Origin of the sequence: Streptomyces sp. NPDC001137, from assembly GCF_040298885.1 — a bacterium.
Lineage (GTDB): Bacteria > Actinomycetota > Actinomycetes > Streptomycetales > Streptomycetaceae > Streptomyces.
Genome location: NZ_JBEPBA010000007.1, coordinates 105,871 through 124,080, shown reverse-complemented (window position 1 = coordinate 124,080; position 18,210 = coordinate 105,871). Strand labels below are relative to the sequence as shown.

At 72.0% G+C, this 18,210-nt stretch carries 20 protein-coding genes and 1 pseudogene; 10 read left to right on the top strand and 11 right to left on the bottom strand.

What is annotated here, in order from left to right:
- Window positions 1–11: 11 nt before the first annotated feature.
- The 5 genes from ABT254_RS16060 to ABT254_RS16040 all read right to left on the bottom strand — a co-directional run bounded on the left by ABT254_RS16060 (window position 12) and on the right by ABT254_RS16040 (window position 3,044).
- Window positions 12–611 (bottom strand): gamma carbonic anhydrase family protein, encoded by a 600-nt coding sequence (locus tag ABT254_RS16060; RefSeq protein WP_351469473.1) that lies wholly within the window; start codon window positions 609–611, stop codon window positions 12–14.
- 8 nt (window positions 612–619) lie between these two features.
- Entirely contained in the window at window positions 620–1,036 is a 417-nt protein-coding gene (locus ABT254_RS16055; protein ID WP_351470157.1) for a RidA family protein, read from the bottom strand.
- A 161-nt stretch (window positions 1,037–1,197) separates the two neighbouring features.
- The gene (gene infA, locus ABT254_RS16050; RefSeq protein ID WP_007386266.1) at window positions 1,198–1,422 is read right to left on the bottom strand and encodes a translation initiation factor IF-1; all 225 of its coding nucleotides are present in this window, start codon (window positions 1,420–1,422) and stop codon (window positions 1,198–1,200) included.
- Complete coding sequence (locus ABT254_RS16045) at window positions 1,419–2,210, bottom strand: GNAT family N-acetyltransferase (protein WP_351469469.1); 792 nt, start codon at window positions 2,208–2,210, stop codon at window positions 1,419–1,421. Before ABT254_RS16045 ends, infA begins: the two co-directional genes overlap by 4 nt.
- Window positions 2,211–2,405: 195 nt before the next feature.
- Entirely contained in the window at window positions 2,406–3,044 is a 639-nt protein-coding gene (locus ABT254_RS16040; protein WP_351469466.1) for a class I SAM-dependent methyltransferase, read from the bottom strand.
- A 121-nt stretch (window positions 3,045–3,165) separates the two neighbouring features.
- Here ABT254_RS16040 and ABT254_RS16035 point away from each other — a divergent pair, with 121 nt between their 5' ends.
- Both ABT254_RS16035 and ABT254_RS16030 read left to right on the top strand, forming a co-directional pair.
- Complete coding sequence (locus tag ABT254_RS16035; RefSeq protein ID WP_450750471.1) at window positions 3,166–3,927, top strand: nucleotidyltransferase domain-containing protein; 762 nt, start codon at window positions 3,166–3,168, stop codon at window positions 3,925–3,927.
- Between the two features lie 208 nt (window positions 3,928–4,135).
- Entirely contained in the window at window positions 4,136–6,025 is a 1,890-nt protein-coding gene (locus ABT254_RS16030; RefSeq protein WP_351469457.1) for an FUSC family protein, read from the top strand.
- A 21-nt stretch (window positions 6,026–6,046) separates the two neighbouring features.
- Here ABT254_RS16030 and ABT254_RS16025 read toward each other — a convergent pair whose 3' ends face one another.
- Both ABT254_RS16025 and ABT254_RS16020 read right to left on the bottom strand, forming a co-directional pair.
- Window positions 6,047–6,673: a response regulator gene (locus tag ABT254_RS16025; protein ID WP_351469454.1), complete on the bottom strand. Its 627-nt coding sequence runs from the start codon at window positions 6,671–6,673 to the stop codon at window positions 6,047–6,049.
- Entirely contained in the window at window positions 6,670–7,878 is a 1,209-nt protein-coding gene (locus ABT254_RS16020; protein WP_351469451.1) for a sensor histidine kinase, read from the bottom strand. Before ABT254_RS16020 ends, ABT254_RS16025 begins: the two co-directional genes overlap by 4 nt.
- Before the next feature lie 166 nt (window positions 7,879–8,044).
- On the opposite strand from ABT254_RS16020, the gene ABT254_RS16015 reads away from it, so the two are divergent.
- Window positions 8,045–8,818, top strand: coding sequence for a class I SAM-dependent methyltransferase (locus ABT254_RS16015; RefSeq protein ID WP_351469448.1), 774 nt, complete (start codon window positions 8,045–8,047; stop codon window positions 8,816–8,818).
- Window positions 8,819–8,846: 28 nt separating this feature from the next.
- On the opposite strand, the gene ABT254_RS16010 is transcribed toward ABT254_RS16015, so the two are convergent.
- Entirely contained in the window at window positions 8,847–9,800 is a 954-nt protein-coding gene (locus ABT254_RS16010) for an endonuclease/exonuclease/phosphatase family protein (RefSeq protein ID WP_351469445.1), read from the bottom strand.
- Between the two features lie 137 nt (window positions 9,801–9,937).
- Here ABT254_RS16010 and ABT254_RS16005 point away from each other — a divergent pair, with 137 nt between their 5' ends.
- The 4 genes from ABT254_RS16005 (at window position 9,938) to ABT254_RS15990 (ending at window position 13,208) form a co-directional block, all read left to right on the top strand.
- The gene (locus ABT254_RS16005) at window positions 9,938–11,290 is read left to right on the top strand and encodes an amidohydrolase (protein WP_351469442.1); all 1,353 of its coding nucleotides are present in this window, start codon (window positions 9,938–9,940) and stop codon (window positions 11,288–11,290) included.
- A gap of 123 nt (window positions 11,291–11,413) precedes the next feature.
- A complete protein-coding gene (locus tag ABT254_RS16000) occupies window positions 11,414–11,632 on the top strand; it encodes a hypothetical protein (protein ID WP_351469439.1) in 219 nt (72 codons plus the stop codon).
- A 25-nt stretch (window positions 11,633–11,657) separates the two neighbouring features.
- Window positions 11,658–12,857 carry a cytochrome P450 family protein gene (locus tag ABT254_RS15995; RefSeq protein WP_351469436.1) on the top strand — a complete coding sequence of 400 codons (1,200 nt, stop codon included), beginning with the start codon at window positions 11,658–11,660 and terminating at the stop codon, window positions 12,855–12,857.
- Window positions 12,858–13,022: 165 nt separating this feature from the next.
- A complete protein-coding gene (locus ABT254_RS15990) occupies window positions 13,023–13,208 on the top strand; it encodes a DUF8839 family protein (protein WP_351469433.1) in 186 nt (61 codons plus the stop codon).
- Window positions 13,209–13,229: 21 nt separating this feature from the next.
- On the opposite strand, the gene ABT254_RS15985 is transcribed toward ABT254_RS15990, so the two are convergent.
- From ABT254_RS15985 to ABT254_RS15975, 3 genes are all read right to left on the bottom strand, one after another.
- On the bottom strand, window positions 13,230–15,086 hold the full coding sequence (locus tag ABT254_RS15985) for an ABC transporter ATP-binding protein (RefSeq protein ID WP_450750581.1): 1,857 nt from the start codon (window positions 15,084–15,086) through the stop codon (window positions 13,230–13,232).
- 246 nt (window positions 15,087–15,332) lie between these two features.
- A complete protein-coding gene (locus tag ABT254_RS15980) occupies window positions 15,333–15,767 on the bottom strand; it encodes a hypothetical protein (protein ID WP_351469430.1) in 435 nt (144 codons plus the stop codon).
- Window positions 15,764–16,411, bottom strand: coding sequence for an ATP-binding protein (locus ABT254_RS15975; RefSeq protein ID WP_450750467.1), 648 nt, complete (start codon window positions 16,409–16,411; stop codon window positions 15,764–15,766). Before ABT254_RS15975 ends, ABT254_RS15980 begins: the two co-directional genes overlap by 4 nt.
- Window positions 16,412–16,649: 238 nt before the next feature.
- Between ABT254_RS15975 and ABT254_RS15970 the strand changes: the two genes are divergently transcribed.
- The 3 genes and pseudogenes from ABT254_RS15970 (at window position 16,650) to ABT254_RS15960 (ending at window position 18,207) form a co-directional block, all read left to right on the top strand.
- On the top strand, window positions 16,650–17,510 hold the full coding sequence (locus ABT254_RS15970; protein WP_351469424.1) for a Sco1979 family transcriptional regulator: 861 nt from the start codon (window positions 16,650–16,652) through the stop codon (window positions 17,508–17,510).
- A complete protein-coding gene (locus ABT254_RS15965) occupies window positions 17,511–17,765 on the top strand; it encodes a DUF397 domain-containing protein (RefSeq protein ID WP_351469421.1) in 255 nt (84 codons plus the stop codon).
- Window positions 17,766–17,857: 92 nt separating this feature from the next.
- Window positions 17,858–18,207 (top strand): annotated as a pseudogene (locus ABT254_RS15960) (SAM-dependent methyltransferase).
- Window positions 18,208–18,210 lie beyond the last annotated feature (3 nt).

Below are 18,210 nucleotides of genomic sequence, written 5' to 3'. Positions count from 1 at the left end.
CGCGGATCCCGTCAGTCGTCGAGGGTGAGGTCGTGGTGATGGGCGCCGTAGTAGTCGACCTGGCGCGCCATGATGTCCCGCAGGGAGGTGCCGCGCGGGACGCCGTAGAGCGTGCCGGGGAAGTCCAGCTCCTGCTGCACGGCCCATAGCTCGTCGTGCTCGCCGGGCGCGAAGAGCCGAGCGGTGGGCGTCCCGGCCGCGATCCAGCCGATGGGCACGACGGTGCCGGGCGGCAGCACCGAGTTGACGTGCAGCACGCTGTTGATCCGCAACTCGGAGCCGGTGCCCGCCACGGCACCCGGGAAGACGGAGGCCCCGGTGGCGACGAACACCTCGTCCTCGATGGTCGCGCCGTTGACATGGGCGTGCGGTCCGAGGAGCACGGCGTCACCGATGAAGGCGGGGTGCCCGGCCCGGCCGCGCACCAGCGCGTTCTCCATGACGACGACGTCCGAGCCGACGCGGACCTCCCCGTCCTCGGCGGTGAGCACGGCACCGTGCAGCACCCTGGCCCGCTCCCCGAGGGTCACGGCACCGCACAGGACGGCCGTCGGGGCGACGTACGCGGAATCGGGGACGACGGGACGCCGCCCGCGATGCTCGATCAACATGCGACCCCTTACGAAACGTGGGAAACCTCGGGAACCACGGCGGTGGCTGTAATCTCCACCAGCTGCCCCGTGTACCCCAGACACGCCACGCCGATCAGGGTGGATGAGTGCGGCCCGGCACTGAGCCCGGACGCTTCGACGACGTCCCAGACGGCCGAGAGCACGGCGGTCTCACTGCTGACGACATACACGTCCGTGGCCACGACATGCGCGAAATCGCTGCCGACGGCGTGCAGTTGCTCCTCCAGATTCGCCAGCACCTGTCCGGCCTGCCGTACCGGGTCGCCCTCGCCGACCAGCCTCCCCTCGGCGTCGAGGGGAACGGAGCCGGCGAGGAAGGCCAGCCTGGCGCCGGCCTCGACGACGGAGGCGTGGGAGTAGAGGGGCGGCGGGAAGAGGGACGGCACGGTGACACGGCGGACCATGGGGCGGCTCCCGGAGTGGGCGAGAAACAACTCACCGATGGTCCGGTCCGGCCGCCGGGAGCGCATCCGAATTTCCCTCCGGGCGTAGCTCGGGCCCCCGTCACAGGGAAACGCCGTGACCGGGGCCCGGGATCAGCCGGCGCGGAAGGCGCCGGCCGCCGCTAGTTCCGGTACCGGAACACGATCCGGCCCCGCGTCAGGTCGTACGGGGGGAGTTCCACCAGCACCCGGTCCTCCAGCATGATCTTGATGTAGTTCTTGCGGATCTTCCCGCTGATGTGCGCGAGCACCTGGTGGCCGTTCTCGAGCTCCACGGTGAACATGGCGCTGCGCAGACACTCGACGACCTTGCCCTCGACTTCGATGACGTTCTTGTTCCTCGTCATCGCACCAGCTCCAGGTTGCTGCTCGCCGGCCGGGCGCCGATGCCCTCGAACAGCGCCGTGGCCGCTCGGTTGGACTCCTGGACCTCGGTCCAGGCCGTGGCGAACCCGGAGCGGTGCAGCGCCCCCAGCGCGTGGGCCAGCAACGCCCTTGCGATGCCGCGGCGCTGTTCGCCGGCCCGGACCGCGACCAGCCCGATGCGCGGCCGGATCACCGTCACCACCCGGACCAGACCCAGGTAGCGGTCCGGCGCCGCGGCCACCGCGTACTTCGACGGGTCGACGATGGTGTCGTCAACCGGGCGGGGCACGACCTCGGCGGGCATCGACTGCCATCCGACGGTCGCCTCGACCTCGGCACGGATCGCGCGGTCCACCGCCCGCAGCAGGCCCTCGTCCGCCCGACCGGCGGGCACGATCGTCACGCCCGAGGGCGGCACGACCGCTTCGAGCCCTGTGACCTGCGGGTCGGTCGGTACAACGTACTCCCACTCGCGACGATGGACCGTGAAACCGGCCCGCCGCCAGCCGGCCGTCTGCTCCACGTCGGCCTCGTCGACCACCGTGTACAGCGGCGCCGGAAGTTCCGCGAGCATCGCCTCGGCGAGCCGGTCGAAGGTGGCCTCGTGCCAGGCGTCGATGCTGACGAACAGACGTCCGTCGGGACGGTGCTGCGCATGCCCGCGGCCGACCACCAGGTCGTCATCCAGTGCATGCCATTGGCTGTCCGCGACGCGCGTGATCACCACCGCGCTCCCGTCCAGGCCGGATGTGCAAGGCTTCGTGTTCATCGGAGTCTCCCTCCAGGAGTGCCTCGATCTCAGGCGCTCCTGGCGACACCGAACGTCAGCCGCCGGACCGTGACGGGTTGAGGGAGCACCCATGGGTAACTGTGTTCACGGGTCTCACCTCCATACGACGACTTCACGGTCCGCCAGGAAAGTAACAGCGGGGCTCGGCCTCGCTCAAACCATTTCTTCGAGCTCTCAACTCGGTTCCGTGTCCGGGACGTGCAGTACCGCCGTGCCCTTCCGGTGCGGGAGGTGTTCGAGGGACCAGGTGGGGTGCTGCCGGTGCCAGCGGGCGGCTATGGCCTGCTCGTCGGCGCGATCGTGGTCGTCGAGCAGGACTGCGGCTCCGGGGGTGAGGGCGCCGGCGAGCAGGGGGACGGCCGGGTAGCGGGCGAGCGGCGCGGACCATCCGGGTGGGCCGTCCACGAACAGCAGGCCGCAGCCCTTCAGGTCGCGCCAGGCCGCTTCGGCGTACCAGGACCAGGTCTCACCCTGGATGGTGAACCGCTCCAGCGGAGCGAGCCGCACCTCGGCGAAGTCACCGAGATCCAGGCGGTCGAGTCCCTGCGTGGTCTGTTCGTGATAGCCGGGATCGTGTTCGAGGCTCACCACACGGCCCGGTATGCCGAAGGTGCGCAGGGCCGTCGCAAGCCACAACGTCGAGGTGCCGCTGCCCAGTTCGACGACGAGTGCGGGGCGCCGCGCCCGTATCTGTTCCACGAGGTACAGCAGCAGATCGGGGGCCGCGGCCCAGTTGTCACCCGGCGGGATGGGCGCGGAGGGCTCCAGAGCCTGCTCCAACTGCGCCAGTGCCTGTCCGTCTTCGGTGTGCATGCTGTTCCCCTCGAGGGCGGTCGTCGTCGTACAGGGTGAGCGTGCCGTAGGCGCTGCGAGCGCTGCCTTCGTCGATGAGGTGGTGTCGGTCACGCCTGGCAGGATGGCCGACATGGTGGAGATGAGCAGAGACGACCAGGAATTCCTCGACACCGTCGCCGACCGCCTCGCCGTCCTCCCCGCTGTCCGGGCCGTCGCCCTCGGCGGTTCCCGCGCTCAGGGCACGCACCGGCCCGACAGCGACTGGGACCTGGCCGTCTACTACCGGGGGCGTTTCGACCCCGCCGACCTGCGCGCCGTCGGCTGGGAGGGTGAGATCTCCGAAGTCGGGGGATGGGGTGGCGGTGTCTTCAACGGAGGTGCCTGGCTGACGATCGACGGGCGGCGCGTGGACGTCCACTACCGCGATCTCGACGTCGTCGAGCACGAGTTGGCGGAGGCCGGGGAAGGGCGGTTCCGGGTGGAGTCGTTGATGTTCCATCTCGCCGGGATTCCGAGTTATCTGGTCGTCGCCGAACTGGCGGTCAATCGGGTGCTCCGGGGCGAGGCGCCCCGGCCGGCCGGGTATCCGGAGAAACTGCGGGTCTCCGCCGCCGAGCGCTGGCGCGGCTCCGCCCACGTCACGCTCGCCTATGCGAAGGCCAACCACGCCCCCAAGGGCCGCCTCACCGAGGTCGCCGGAGCCGTCGCCACGGCCGCCGTACAGGCCGGACACGCGGTGCTGGCGGCGCGAGGGGAGTGGGTGACGAATGAGAAGCGGTTGCTGGAGCGGGCCGGGCTGCGGGAAATCGACGCGGTACTCGGGCAACTGGCCTCGGATCCCGAGGCGTTGGTGCGGGTGATCGATGACGCGGAGACCCTCTTCTCGTCCGCCTTCGCGTGAGACCGGTCGGCACCCGCCGGTCCGCCTGCGTCCGTCAGGGAATTGCGTTCATAAAGAACGCGCCCTCCCGACCAACCGTCACACCCCGGAAACACAATGGTCCCGTTCGCTCCAGGAACGCGATCTACCGTGGGCACCACACCCCGCAACTCGGCCACCGTCGCCCGAAGGCACACCCCGCCCTCGTCCGTACAGGAGCCCAGCCCCCGTGTCCCGCACCGGCTCTGAAACCCGTCACCCCGCGCTGCCGCCGTGGCTCGCCCACGCCCTCCGCGCCCAGCGCGGGCCCATCCCCTGGAGCGCCGTCGTGCGCGGTGCTCTCGCCGCCGGGCCGCTCCTCCTCGCCGCCGTCCTCCTCGGCCGCACCTCCCTCGGTGTCGTCGCCGCCATCGCCGCCATGCTCGCCGGGATCAACGACCGGCCCGGCAGCCGGCGCGTCTCCGTCAAGCGGCTCGGGGTGCCCGCGCTCGCGGGGGCCGGTGGGATGCTCGTCGGGACGTACGCAGGCGAGCGTGCCGGAGCGGTCGCGCTCACCCTCCTGCTCACCGGCGTCGGGCTGCTCGCCGGAGGCATCAGCGCCATCGGGCCCGTCGCCTCCGGTGCCGGGACGCAGGTGCTCGTCGCCTCCGCCATCGGGGCCGGGATGCCGGTCCCGGAGGCCGGGTGGCTGCGCGCCCTGGCCTTTCTCGCGGGCGCCGGATGGCTGCTCGCCCTGCGACTGCTGCTCCCCACCCCCGGTGCCACCGCCGGTGACTTCCGGTTCGACGGGGAGCGGGATGCCGTGGCGGCCGTGTACGACGCCGTCGCCGATCTGCTCGAGGCGGCCGGGACCGAGAACGGCATCGCGCGCCGGGCCGCGCTGACCGCGGCCCTCGACCATGCGCAGGACGCCCTCACCGGCCCTCGGCTGCGGCGTTACGCCTCCTCCTCCGCGGAGCGGCGGCTGCACGCGCAGTACGCCGCGGCCCTCCCGCTCGCCGAGGCCGCGACCGCCCTCGCGTGGGCCGGGGAGGCCGTCCCCGGACGGGCGTCCGAAGGGCCACGGCGGCTCGCGGCCGCCGTACGGGAGAACACGCACACCGGGCCGCTGCCCGCACCCCACCGCTCGGCTCCCGCCCTGCGCGCCCTCGACGACGCCCTGCTCCATGCCGCCGACGCCTTCGACCAGGGGGAAGGGGGCGACCTGCACACCCGGCGGCGTACCGCCAAGGACCTCTTCCGTATCGCCTTCGGGGCCGGTGGGCGGGAGTACGGGCTGCGGGTCGCCCTGTGCTTCGGGGCCGGCGCGGCCGTGGCGCAGGCCCTGCACCACGCCCGCTGGTACGGGCAGCACACGCACTGGTACTGGCTGCCCGCCACCGCCGTCTTCCTCGTCAAGCCCGACCTCGGGCCGCTCGTCTCGCGGGTGCTGTGCCGGGCGGCCGGGACGGTGCTCGGGGCTCTGGTCTTCGCCGGGTTCGCCGCCGTACTGCCGCGGCCCGAAGGGCTCATCGCGCTCGTGGCCGTCAGCGGGGCCCTCATCCCGGTCGCCACCCGGCACTTCGCCGCACAGACCGCCGTCGTCACCGTGCTCGTGCTCGCCCTGGTGATGGTCGGCGGGGAGCCGCAGGCCTCCGCCGGCCGGATCGGTGAGACCCTGCTGGCCTGCGCGATCGTCCTCATCGTCGGGCATCTGCCGATGCCGGGGCAGCGGGGCGGGACGGTGCGGGCCCGGCTCGTCGCGGCGGGCAGCGCCGCGCACGCCTACCTCGCCCACGTTCTGCGTGAGGCCCGCGACCCGATGGCCGGCCCCGACTCCCGGGCCACCCGCTGGACCCTCCGCCGCGAGGCCTACCGCACACTCTCCGAGGCCCACACCACCATCGCCCTCGCCGCCGCCGAACTCCCCGCACTCGCCCGGCATTCGGAGGGCGCGGACGAGGTCGTCGCCGTCCTCGAACGGCTCGTCGACACGACCACCGCCTGTGCCGTGCAGCTCGACGACTCGGGACGTCTGTCCGCCCGCCACCGCGAGCAACTCTCCGAGCTGCTCGGGCAGTTCGAAAAAAGACGCGAACGGACGGGCCTGCGCCTGCCCGAGCTGCCCCTCGCCGTATAGCACCCGCGCCGCCCCCGGCCTTCACGGCAGCAGCCGCCGCTCCTGCGCCACCGCCACCGCCCCCGCCCGCGTATCCACCCCCAACTTGCCGTAGATCCGGCCCAGATGGGTCTTCACCGTCGCCTCGCTGATGAACAGGGCCCGGGCGATCTCCCGGTTGCCCAGGCCGCGGGCCAGCTGGCCGAGGATGTCCTGTTCGCGGGCCGAGAGGGTGGGGCGCGGGCTGCGCATCTGGGCCAGGAGACGGTCGGCCACCGGCGCCGACAGAGTCGTACGGCCAAAGGCGGCGCTGCGGATCGCCGCGAAGAGCTCCTCCGGGCGTTCCGCCTTCAGCAGGTACCCCGTGGCGCCCGCCTCGATGGCGCGGGTGATGTCGACGTCGGTGTCGAACATGGTCAACACCAGCACCCGTGTGGCCCCTTCAGCGGTCAGCAGCCTGGTGGCCGTCACTCCGTCCATGCCCGCGCCGAGCTGGAGGTCCATCAGGACGACATCGGGGTGCAGGCGTGCCGCCATGGCGAGTGCCTCCTCCCCACTGCCCGCCTCGCCGACCACCTCGATGCCGTCGGCGCTCGACAGCAGCGCGCGCAGACCGGCCCGTACCACCACGTGGTCGTCGCAGAGGAGGACGCTGACGGGGGCGCTCAAGAGACCGCCTCCGTCACGGCCAACGGGACGGCGGCCGACACGACCGTGCCCTCGCCCGGCGTCGACTCCACGGTGAGGGTGCCGCCCGACTGGCGGGCCCGGATGCGCATGGCCGGCAGACCGTGGCCGCGTGTCCGGTCCGGCGCCGCGGGGGACGCGGTCGTGTCGAACCCGCGCCCGTTGTCCGCCACATCCAGCGAGATCTGATCGTCCAGGCAGGTCAGCGTCAGCGCGGCCCGGGTCGCTGCCGCGTGTTCCCGCACGTTGGCCAGGGCGCCCTGGGCGATGCGCAGAAGGGCGGCCTCCACCCGCTCGGGGAGCCGGCCCGGGGCGCCGTCGAGCCGGAACTCGACCGTCAGGCCGGGGCCGCTCTCCCGCTCGGCGAGCGCGCTCAGCGCCGCGGGCAGCGACGGCTCCATGAGGTCGGCCGGGGCGAGGTCGTGGACGAAACGGCGGGCCTCGGCGAGGCTGCGGGAGGTGATTCCGGCCGCCTTGCGGAGGTGTGCGCCGGCCGCGTCCGGGTCCGTTTCCCACACGCGCTCCGCGGCCTGCAACAGCATCTGCTGGCTGGACAGGCCCTGCGCCAGGGTGTCGTGGATCTCCGTCGACAGGCGTTGCCGTTCCGCCAGCACGCCCGCCCGGCGTTCGGTCGCCGCCAGCTCTCGGCGGGTCCGGACCAGGTCGTCGATCAGGACGCGCTGCCGGTTCGCCTGGCGCTGCAGATGGACGAAGAGGGCGGTCGCGACCGCGGCCACGGCGACCGGCGCCACCACCATGTTGGGGTTCAACGGGCCCTGCGCCACACGCACTTCGGAGATCACGACCAGCGTGGTGAGTACGGCGGCCAGCGGCACGGCGATCCGTGGCGGCAGCGCGTACAGGCCGGCGAACAGCAGCGGCATCGCACACCACGTGGCACTCGGGGCGAGAGCCAGCAGCGCGACCCAGACCGCGGACACCGAAGCCAGCCAAGTGAGGTGGCGAGTGGCGGGCGGGGTTCCGGCGCGCGGGGGCGGGGCGACCAAGCGGCCGAACACGTAGAGCATCCCGAAGGCCGCGAACAGCGCCGTCACCACCCATCCGGCCCCCGCACCGCCCTGGTCGCGGGAGAGATGGCGGACGAACGACGAGCACAGCAGCAGAAAGAACGCGGCATGCACGACCGCGTTCAGCCGCCGCTCGTCCGCTTCGGTGGTGTTCTCCATGCTCCGTGTCTAACGCGGCCGACCGTGGATCGCATCAACCGATCGGCTGACATCGCGATCGCCCGAACCGCCCGCCGAGCAGCGCCTCTCGACCGAGCCGGACGCCGCGCCACCGCCCCGAGGCTTGCATCAGCCCCGCACCATCACCTCGGAAAGGCAACGGCCCATGCCCGCCAGGAACCTCACCGCCAACCGCGCCGCCCTCACCCACCGCATCACCTACGCCCTGCGCCACCCGGGCCGCGTGCCCCGCCATCTCGCCCGCGCCGCCCGGGACCTGTGGCTCAGCCACCGCCACCCCGACCACATCTCCTACTACCGCGCCGTGATGCGCTCCGACACCCGGGCCGCCCCGGACGCGGCCGTCGGCAGCCGCAGCCGCGAGCGCTGGCTGGCGCTCGGCGCGATGCAGTTCGACTATCTCCTCGGCCACGGACTGCGGCCCGAGCACCGCATGCTGGAGATCGGCTGCGGCAATCTGCGCGGCGGCTGGCGGTTCATCCGCCATCTGGAGCCAGGGCACTACTACGGCATCGACATCTCGCCGGACATCCTCGTCGCCGCGCAGGACACGGTCGTGGAGATGGGACTGGAGAAGCGGCTGCCCACCCTCACCCCGGTACGTGATCTGACGCTGCGTTTCCTGCCCGACGCCCACTTCGACGTCGTACACGCGCACAGCGTCTTCTCGCACTCCCCGCTTCCCGTCATCGAGGAGTGCCTGGCCCACGTCGGGCGGGTGCTCGCACCGGGCGGTTGGTTCGACTTCACCTTCGACCGCACGGAGGGGGAGGAGCACCAGGTGCTGCGGGAGGACTTCTACTACCGCACCGAAACGCTCCTCGCCCTGGCCGAGAAGCACGGGCTGCGGGCGCGGTTCATGGACGACTGGGAGGAACTTCCGCACGGGCAGTCGAAGATCCGGGTGAGTGCGGGGTGAACACGCTGCCGCGCATCTCCCTCACGGATCACTGCCCCACCCGCACCCACACCGGCGCATGGTCCGACCCGGGCCTTCCCCTTCGGTCCGCAGGATCCGGCCCGACCGACGGCAGCCGCAGCGTCCCGTCGCCCGGCAGGCCCGTTCCCGCCGCCGTCACCCGCAGGACCAGGCGGTGGCTGACCAGGATGTGGTCGATCAGTTCGCGGCGCCCGGAGTTGATGCGGGAGTAGCGCTGCTCGGCGGGGATCAGCGGGGCCACGTCCCACAGCCGTTGCGCATCGCCCTGGTCGGGATGGTCGTAGCCCGGTGTGCCGATCTCGGAGCCGGGCGGGCCGAGCAGGATCTGCGTGGTCGCGGCCTGCACCTCGTCGTTCAGGTCGCCCAGCACGGCGACGTCCCGCTCGCGTCCGTCCCCGGCCAGGAGGGTGTCGGCCAGCGCCCGCAGCGTCGCCGCCTCGGCGGCGCGCCGGTAGAGGGCATAGGCGCCGTAGCGGGCCCGCTCGCCCTCGTCATGGGGGAAGAAACGGTTCCCCGGATAGGTGAGCAGCTTCGACTTGAGGTGGGCCACGGCCACCCGCAGCGGGCCGAAGTCCGTCGCGACCTCGACGGCCAGGAAGCCGCGCCCCGCCGCCGACACCTGCGCACCGGAGTCGTCCTCCTGCACGGGCCGCAGCTTGGCCGGGAAGGCGTTCGTGTCGGCGACCACCTCCACCGCCGTACGGCTGAGGAAGCCGACCCGGATGCCCCGGCCGTCGGGATGCCCGGACAGCGCGACATGCCAGTCGCCGTCCAGCATGCCGACCAGGTCGTCAAGGGCCTCCGGCTCGCCGACCTCCTGCACGCCGAGCAGCGCGGGGTCGAGCTCCGTGATCACGGCGGCGAGCGAGGCGAGCTTCGTCTCGTAGGCGGCCTTGTCCTTGGGCCCGAAGGGGCCGCCGGGCCGGTAGAGGTTCTCCAGGTTCCAGGTGCCGAGGAGCATGCCGGGCCCCTTCCAGAAGCCGTGCGGCGAGCTGTGGTGAGGACAGGGTCCCCGAGACCGGCCGATTCCGCGACCGGGCGGGACCGGATGCGCGGATCGGCTCACGCCGGCCGACGACGGCGTCGTACGTTGGCGGGATGACCGATTCTCCCGCCGACCTCGTCATCACCGGCTGCACCGTCCTCGTGCACGACGACCAGGAGCGGGTCGGGTTCGAGGAGGACGCCGCCGTCGTCGTACGGGACGGGGTCGTCGAGGCGGTGACGGCCGCCTCCGCGGTCGAGCACCTCGCCGCGGCCGAGCGCATCGACGGGCGCGGCCAGGTGGCCATGCCCGGCCTGATCAACTGCCACACCCACGCGCCGATGGTCGCGCTGCGCGGTGTCGCCGAGGACCTGCCCACCGAGGAGTGGTTCAACGACGTCGTCTGGCCCGTCGAGTCCAACCTCACCGAGAAGGACGTGGAGCTGGGGGCGCGGCTCGCCTGCGCCGAGATGATCCGCGGCGGCGGCACCTGCTTCGCGGACCACTACTTCGCCATGGACGCGGTCGCCGCCGTGGTCGAGGAGTGCGGGATCCGGGCCCATCTGGGGGAGGCGTACTTCTCCTCCCAGGGTCCCCAAGGCCGGGAGAAATCCCTGGAGTTCGCGCTACGGCACCGGGGTGGCGCCGGCGGCCGCATCACCACCGCGCTCGCCCCGCACGCGCCGTACACCGTGGACGACGCGGATCTCACCGCCACCGCCGAACTCGCCCGCGCACACGGCCTGCCGGTCCACATCCACGCCGCCGAGAACCGCGACCAGACCGACGTCAGCCTCGAACGCCACGGCGTCACCCCCATCGAGGTCCTCGAGCGCACCGGCATCCTCGACACCGACGTCCTCATCGCCCACGGAACCGGCATCACCGAGCGCGACCTGCCCGTGCTCCAAGGCGCCACCGGCCGCGTGGCCGTCGCCACCGCGCCCCGCGGCTACCTCAAGTTCGCCTGGCCCACCACCACCCCGATCCGCGCCCTGTACGACCTCGGGGTCCCCGTCGGCCTGGCCACGGACGGCGCCGCCTCCAACAACTCCCTCGACGTGTGGGAGTCGATGGCGCTCACCGCCCTCATCCAGAAGCAGACCACCGGCGACCCACGCTGGCTGACAGCCCGTCAGGCCCTCCATCACGCAACCCTGCAGAGCGCCCGGGCGGTCGGCCTCGGTCACACCCTCGGCACCCTCGCCCCCGGCCGGCGCGCGGACATCGTCCTCGTCGACCTCACCGGCCCGCACACCCAGCCGGTCCACGACCTCGCCGCCACCCTCGTGCACAGCGCCCGCTCCTCCGACGTGCGGACGACCATCGTCGACGGGCGGGTACTGATGCGTGACCGGGAGCTGCTCACCCTCGATGTCCCGGCGGTCGTACGGGAGTTGGGGGAGCGGCTGCCCGCACTGCTCGACCGCGGCCATGGCCGCCGGATCCAGGATTACAAGACCTGAAAATCGGCCCAGGAGAAGCGCTTTGCCGCCAACCAGGGGTGATCGAACAGTCACGCCAAGTGGTTTCACGCTACACAGGAAGGCCGGGACGTACGGGACACTCATCTCACGGGAGGCCGGCCGGTGGAGCTCACGATCGATGTGGCGGTGCTGCTCGCTGTCGTCATCTTCCTGCGGGCACGGCGCAAGCCGCTGGCCCGCACCCGTTCCGACGCATGGCTGACCGTGTTTCTCGCCCTGACCTTCGGCGTGCTGATCGCCCCGACCACCTTCGGCCAGGGCGTCTTCCACGTCGTCGGTCAGCTCGCCCAGGGGATAACGCAGTCGGCCCCCAATCCGTGAGCCGGCCGCGCCCTACGCTGCTCCCATGGACCCCGCCGACGGCCTCCTCGACCATCCCTACGACGTCTACCGGCGGCTGCGCGAGACCGCGCCCGTGCACCGCATCGCCGGGCCGGACGGCACCCCCGCCTGGCTCGTCACCCGCTACGACGACGTGCGCGCCGCCCTCGCCGACCCGCGGCTCTCGCTGGACAAACGGCACGCCACCGCCGGGACCTACAAGGGGTTCTCGCTGCCGCCGGCGCTCGACGCCAACCTGCTCAACATGGACCCGCCCGACCACACCCGCGTCCGTCGCCTGGTCGGCCGCGCCTTCACCGCGCGGCGCGTCGAGCAGCTCCGTACGCCGATCCGCCGCACCGCCGACCGGCTCCTCGACGCGCTCGGCCCGCAGGGCACCGCAGACCTGATCGCCGCCTATGCCGCGCCGCTGCCGATCACCGTCATCTGCGATCTGCTCGGCATCCCGGAGCAGCACCGCCTCGACTTCCGGGTCTGGACCGACACCCTCGTCGCCCCGGCTCCGGACGCAGGGCCCGAGGCCGCGAAGGAGGCGGTGGTGGCGATGCTCGGCTACTTCACCCGGCTCCTGGCGGACAAGCGCGACGAGCCCGCCGACGACCTGCTCTCCGATCTGATCGCCGTGCGCGACGAGGGCGACCGGCTCAGCGAGGACGAGCTGATGTCCCTCGCCTTCCTCATCCTCTTCGCCGGCTACGAGAACACGGTGCAGCTCATCGGCAACGCCGTCCTCGCCCTGCTGCGGCACCCCGACCAACTGACCGCCCTGCGCGAGGGCCTGACCCGCCTCCCCGCCGCAGTGCAGGAGTTCCTGCGCTACGAGGGCCCCGCACTGCTCGCCATCCGGCGCTTCCCCGTGGCGGACATGACCATCGGCGGGGTCACGATCCCCGCCGGCGAGACGGTCTGGGTGTCCCCGTCCGCCGCCGACCGCGACCCCGCCCGCTTCCCCGACCCCGACCGACTCGACCTGGCCCGCGACACCTCCGGTCACCTCGCCCTCGGCCACGGCATCCACTACTGCCTGGGCGCACCGCTCGCCCGCGCCGAGACGGAGATCGCCGTCGCCGCTCTCCTGGAGCGTTTCCCGGACCTCACCCTCGCGGACGAGAACCCGCGGTGGCGCCGCTCCCTGCGCGCCCGCGGCCTGGTCGAGCTCCCCGTGTCGTATGCAATCAGGCGTTACGACAAGTACGAGGAATGAAACAGAAAGTAGTCGATGCATGGCGAGGATCTTCACTAAGTGACCGGATCCTCACACTCCGCGGTGAACGAGTGTCAACTACGTCTCAGTCCGGCAACTGAGCGAGGCGTTCAGCCCCTGGAAGGCGTTAACTCCTACAAGTACAACGCTTTCTGGAGGTGCAGGATGGTGAACGGGCGAACAGTGCTCGAACGCTTTCCCGCGGGCGGGCCGCGGGGATCGTGGCCGGCCGAGGAGTTCGCGCATGCGCGGCGCCTGGAGGGGCTGGCCGCCGAGGTCGTCATGGACCTGGCTACGGACACGTTTCTCGTAGTCGTCCGCGGCGAGGCGACCGCCGACGCGGTCGCCTGACCGCTCCGCAGCGGCGCCGGCTCAACCGGCCTTCGGTACCGGCGCCGAGTACTGCTCGGCCTGAAGCGAGTACAGCTCCGCGTAGATACCGCCGCTCGCCAGCAGCTCGTCCGGGGTTCCGGACTCCGCCACCCGGCCCTGGTCGAGGACGTGCACCAGGTCCGCATGGCGCACCGACGCCAGCCGGTGGGTGATCAGCACGACGGTCTGCCCGGCCGAGGCCAGGGCGCGGATCTTCTCGAAGACCTCCAGCTCGGCCCGCGCGTCCAGGGCGGCCGTCGGTTCGTCCACGACCAGGATCCGGCCGCGTCGATAGGCGGCCCGTGCCACGCCGAGCCGCTGCCACTGGCCGCCGGACAGCTCGTGGCCCCCGTTGAACTGGCGGGCCAGCAGTGTGTCCAGGCCGCGCGGCAGATCGGCCACCACGTCCTCCGCGCCGGCCTGCGCGAGGGACGTGGTCATGCGTTCCTCGGTCAGGGGCACGGAGGAGCGGCCGATGGCCACGTTCACGCGGGCCGTGAACGGCCAGCGCTTGAAGTCCTGGGCCACCATCGCGACCCGCTCGGCGAGCTGGTGCCGGTCGGCGGTCGCCGCGTCGACGCCGTCCCACAGGATCCGTCCGCCGTCCGGCTTGTACAGGCCCGCGAGCAGCTTGACCAGCGTCGTCTTGCCGGAGCCGTTCTCCCCGACCAGCGCCACGATCCGGCCCAGCGGGAGGCTGAGCGTGACGTCGTCGAGGGCGGGGCGGGCGGACTCGCCCGGGTAGCTGAACGTGACGTTCTCGAAGCGGATCTCCCGCGGGTCCTCGGGCAGCGGGTCGCCGCCGACCGGGATCGCCCGCTCGGCCGCCTCGACGTACAGCTTCTGCAGATCGCCCACGAACAGGGCGTCCTCGTGGAGCGAGTTGACCGCCACCACCAGGTTGTCCAGGCTCGACGAGCCCGTGCGGATCGCGATCACCGCCGTACCCGCCACGGACAGCGCCATCGCACCGGCGAGCAGAAGCCCGGCGAGCGTCGCGTACGTCGCCACGCTCGCGAGGCCCGTCCAGGCCGACGCGATCACCCCGGTGCGCGCCGCAAGCCGGGCCAGCCGCGCCTGCTCGGCCTCCGCCGTCTCCGCCATGGCGCGGTAGTGCCGCAGCAGGAAGGGGCCCACCCCGTGCACCCGGATCTCGGGCGCCGCGGCCGGTTCGGTGAGCAGGCCGCTGAGCAGATAGCCGGCCCGGGCATGCTGCACCCAGGTGTGCCAGGACTCGTAGCGCCGCCGGGCGTTCGTCAGCGCGCTCCACGCCGTCGGCAACGTCATCGTCGCCAGCAGCGGGAGCAGGACGGGGTGCAGCACGGTCAGCACGCCGGCCGCCGCGATCAGCGAGATCAGCGCGCTCACCACGCGCGTGGAGTACGAGATCATCCGCCGCGCCGAACCGGCGCCGTACTGCGCGGTGTCCAGCAGCTTGTGGAAGGCGTGGTCCTCGATCGCGGCCAGCTCCACGGCCGCCGCCCGCTCCAGGTACAACTCGGTCGCCACCCGCTCCACCTTGGGCTCCAGGCGTCCGGTCGCATACGTCGACGCTCCCCGCAGCAGCGCCCCGAGCAGGGCCACGGAGGCCATCGCGGCCAGCACCGGCACGGCGTCGCGCAGCCGGTCCCCGATCGCCCCGCCGGTGATCAGCCGCCCCAGGACGCTGTTCATGGCGAGCAGGCCCACCGCCTGGGCCACGCCCCGGCCCGCCTCGGCCGCCAGCACGATCCGCGCCGCCTGCCGGTCGGCCTGCCAGGCGAGCCGGAAGCTGGAGCCCAGCAGGGCCGGCAGCCGTGTCACCATCGCCCGGAAGTTCAGCTCCAGGAACGCGTCCCGGTGCTGGTTCCAGCCCAGGTCGTAGCGCAACGGCCCGCCGAAGAGCAGCTGTTCCGACTCGGAGACCTCGGGCGGGCCCTCGTCGCGCTTCTTCGCCCGCCTGCCCGACCCCTGTGATTCCGCCACCGCCGGCCTCCCCCGATCCATGTCGACGAACGGCCACTATCGCGGGACCGGACCCGCCGGGGGAGAGCGTGTGGCACAGCGGGCCGAGCGCGCGGGCGTACGCCCTGCATGGTGGCGATGTTTACGCAACCACGAGGGTCATGCGACGGCCGGCCGTGACCACGTCGGAGTCGTCCCCGTCACCCGGCACAGCGCCAGATACAGAGGGATCGGCGGGGTGTAGGGGAGTGTGCCGACCGGCCGGTGGATGAGGTCGGGGACCGCCGGGGCGTCCGGAACTAGCGCCCCGGCGGCGTACTGCGCGGGCGTCGGCCACTGAAGTGCGTAGTCGGAGTCGGAGGGGACGAGCCACCACCAGTGCGCCGCGTCGGCGTACACGCACCCCACGCGTGGCAGCCGGGACAGCACCAGGGGGCCGAAGCGGGCGGGCACCTCCACCGCGTCGCAGCCCATCGGGGCCGTCATGCCGTCCGGCACGGGCAGTCGCCGGGGCCTGCCCGGCGTGCGTACTCCGCGCCCGAGGCGGACCAGCGTGTCCAGGCTCAGCACCCGGCCGCCGGACGCAGCGCTCACCGCCCGGCCCCCGTCCCGTGCCGGCCGTGGTGTGCGTCCCCACCACGCGGTGCGGCCACCTCGTCCTCGTCACCCGAACCACCGGCCGGCCCCGGCTTGGGGCGGGCTCCCCAGCCCAGGTCGTTGTACGGCCCCTTCACCTGGGTGCAGGGCCCGCAGTCATGGCGTGCGGTGGCGGCCCGGCGCGGCAGCTCCGCCCACACGAGCAGCCCCGGACCGTGCTCATGGGCGCCCCATGCGTCGCACAGCGCGTCGATGAGGAGCAACCCCCTCCCGTGCTCCTCCTCGGGCCGCGCCCGCGACGCACGGGGCGCGTCCGGGGAGCAGCCCTCGTCCCGCACGGCTATGCGCACCAGCTCGTCGCCGTCGTGCAGCTCGCAGACGATGCGGCTGCTCGCCGTGTGCACGAGGGCGTTGGTGACCAGCTCGGAGACGACCAGAGCCGCGGTGTCGCAGATGTCCTCGCACACCGTCCAGACGTTCAGCCGGGCCCTCGTCAGGCGTCTGGCCTGCGCGGGAGAAGCCGGATGCGCGGCCAGCTCGAAGCGGAACCGGCGTTCGGCAGGGGCCCCCTCTTGGCGTGCACCGAGGCTGTGGGGGCGGCCTTCGGCGGCGTCTGTTCCTAAGGGCGCGGACGGAATCACGCTTGCCACTATCGCCCCGGCGTGAACACTTGGCAAGTGTCACTCTGAAAATTGCAGAGTGACTGTGACGGTGTGGAAGGCCATGGCACACTGCTCGCAACAGCACGTCGGACGGCGCCAGTTGGGATCGACGGAGATCCGTACGAAACCGTACAGATCTTCGAATAGGTCTTCGAATGGCGCCGTATGGCTGTCAGCACGCTTTTTTTGGACTCTCAGCGGCCACGGGAGGTGGAGGGTGAGCGAACCGCGGTCCGCGCCGACGGTCGGTCAAGTCGTCCTCGGTCGCCGCCTGTTGGAGCTGCGGGAGTACGCCGGCCTCAAGCGCGAGGAGGCCGCCCGCATCCTCCGGGTCGCCCCCGCCACCGTCCGCCGCATGGAGATGGCCGAGGTCGCCCTCAAAATCCCCTACCTCCAGCTGCTCCTGAAGTCCTACGGCGTCTCGGACGAGGAGGCCGAGGAGTTCGTACGGCTGGCCGAGGAGGCCAACCGGCCCGGCTGGTGGCAGCGGTTCCACGACATCCTGCCCGGCTGGTTCTCCATGTACGTCAGCCTCGAGGGTGCCGCGAGCCTCATCCGCTCCTACGACCCCCACTTCGTCCCCGGTCTGCTGCAGACCGAGGACTACGCCCGCGGAGTCCTGCGCTCGGGTGCGATCGGCCAGACCAGCCCCGAGGACATCGAGCGCCATGTCGCCCTGCGCGTACAACGCCAGGAACTGCTCACCCGTCAGGACGCGCCCCGCTTCTGGGCCGTCCTGGACGAGACCGCGCTGCGCCGCCCGGTGGGTGGCCCGGAGGTGATGCGTGCCCAGATCGACAGACTGCTCGAGGCCACGAAGCTGCCCAACGTGACCGTGCAGGTCGCGCCCTTCGCGGGCGGCCCGCACCCCGGTACGTACGGGCCCTTCGTGCTGTTCCGATTTGCCATGTCAGAACTGCCGGACATGGTCTACAGCGAGTACCTGACCGGCGCCGTCTATCTCGACGCGCGCGCCGAGGTGGCGACCCACCTCGAGGTCATGGACCGCATGGCGGCGCAGGCCGCTACGGCACATCGCACGAAGGAGATCCTCGAGGATCTCCGCAAGGAGCTGTGAATGGATCGCATCAAGGCGCGGGGGCGCGTCTACAACGGCATGCCCGCGCGGGAGTTGGGCAGCGAGGGCTGGCTCAAGCCGTGGAGCGGCGGCAACGGCGGCAACTGCCTGGAGGCGATGAAGCTGGCGGACGGCCGGATCGCCGTCCGCCAGTCCACCGACCCGGACGGGCCGGCGCTGATCTACACCACCGACGAGATGACGGCGTTCATCGAGGGCGCCAAGGCGGGGGAGGCGGACTTCCTGCTGTCGTGACGCGTTGGTCCGGCACCCGCTCGGACACTTGATCAACTTCCGGCCTTGAAGAGGGACAAAGCTCCGATTGTGAACTGATGGATCATCAATTAATGGTTGAGATCGACACCAGCAAGCCGCATCCCGCCCGGATGTATCGCCGACCCGAAACGGCGTACGGCAGATCCTCGACATCGGTACCGGCATTCCCACCGAGCCCAATCTGCACCAGGTCGCCCAGGAGATCGCACCCGAGGCCCGGGTCCTCCACTGCGACAACGACCCCCCGAGGAGTCGAAGGCCGCGAGCGGAGCAGCTCAAGGCCGCAGGCGGCACCCGCCTGGACCTCATCGGACCCGGTGTCGAGGTGCCGCAGCTGCGGCACCCCGAGCTGGGGGAGCCGGTTCCGGGTCAGGACGACGGGGTGATCCCGGGGTACGGGGCGGTGGGACGCGAGCCCTGATCC

Excerpts from the sequence above, each read along its gene's own strand:
- ABT254_RS16060 (WP_351469473.1), bottom strand. The coding sequence starts at position 611 with ATGTTGATCGAGCATCGCGGGCGGCGTCCCGTCGTCCCCGATTCCGCG.
- ABT254_RS16055 (WP_351470157.1), bottom strand. The coding sequence starts at position 1,036 with ATGGTCCGCCGTGTCACCGTGCCGTCCCTCTTCCCGCCGCCCCTCTAC.
- infA (WP_007386266.1), bottom strand. The coding sequence starts at position 1,422 with ATGACGAGGAACAAGAACGTCATCGAAGTCGAGGGCAAGGTCGTCGAG.
- ABT254_RS16045 (WP_351469469.1), bottom strand. The coding sequence starts at position 2,210 with ATGAACACGAAGCCTTGCACATCCGGCCTGGACGGGAGCGCGGTGGTG.
- ABT254_RS16040 (WP_351469466.1), bottom strand. The coding sequence starts at position 3,044 with ATGCACACCGAAGACGGACAGGCACTGGCGCAGTTGGAGCAGGCTCTG.
- ABT254_RS16035 (WP_450750471.1), top strand. The coding sequence starts at position 3,166 with ATGAGCAGAGACGACCAGGAATTCCTCGACACCGTCGCCGACCGCCTC.
- ABT254_RS16020 (WP_351469451.1), bottom strand. The coding sequence starts at position 7,878 with ATGGAGAACACCACCGAAGCGGACGAGCGGCGGCTGAACGCGGTCGTG.
- ABT254_RS16015 (WP_351469448.1), top strand. The coding sequence starts at position 8,045 with ATGCCCGCCAGGAACCTCACCGCCAACCGCGCCGCCCTCACCCACCGC.
- ABT254_RS16010 (WP_351469445.1), bottom strand. The coding sequence starts at position 9,800 with ATGCTCCTCGGCACCTGGAACCTGGAGAACCTCTACCGGCCCGGCGGC.
- ABT254_RS16005 (WP_351469442.1), top strand. The coding sequence starts at position 9,938 with ATGACCGATTCTCCCGCCGACCTCGTCATCACCGGCTGCACCGTCCTC.
- ABT254_RS15995 (WP_351469436.1), top strand. The coding sequence starts at position 11,658 with ATGGACCCCGCCGACGGCCTCCTCGACCATCCCTACGACGTCTACCGG.
- ABT254_RS15990 (WP_351469433.1), top strand. The coding sequence starts at position 13,023 with ATGGTGAACGGGCGAACAGTGCTCGAACGCTTTCCCGCGGGCGGGCCG.
- ABT254_RS15965 (WP_351469421.1), top strand. The coding sequence starts at position 17,511 with ATGGATCGCATCAAGGCGCGGGGGCGCGTCTACAACGGCATGCCCGCG.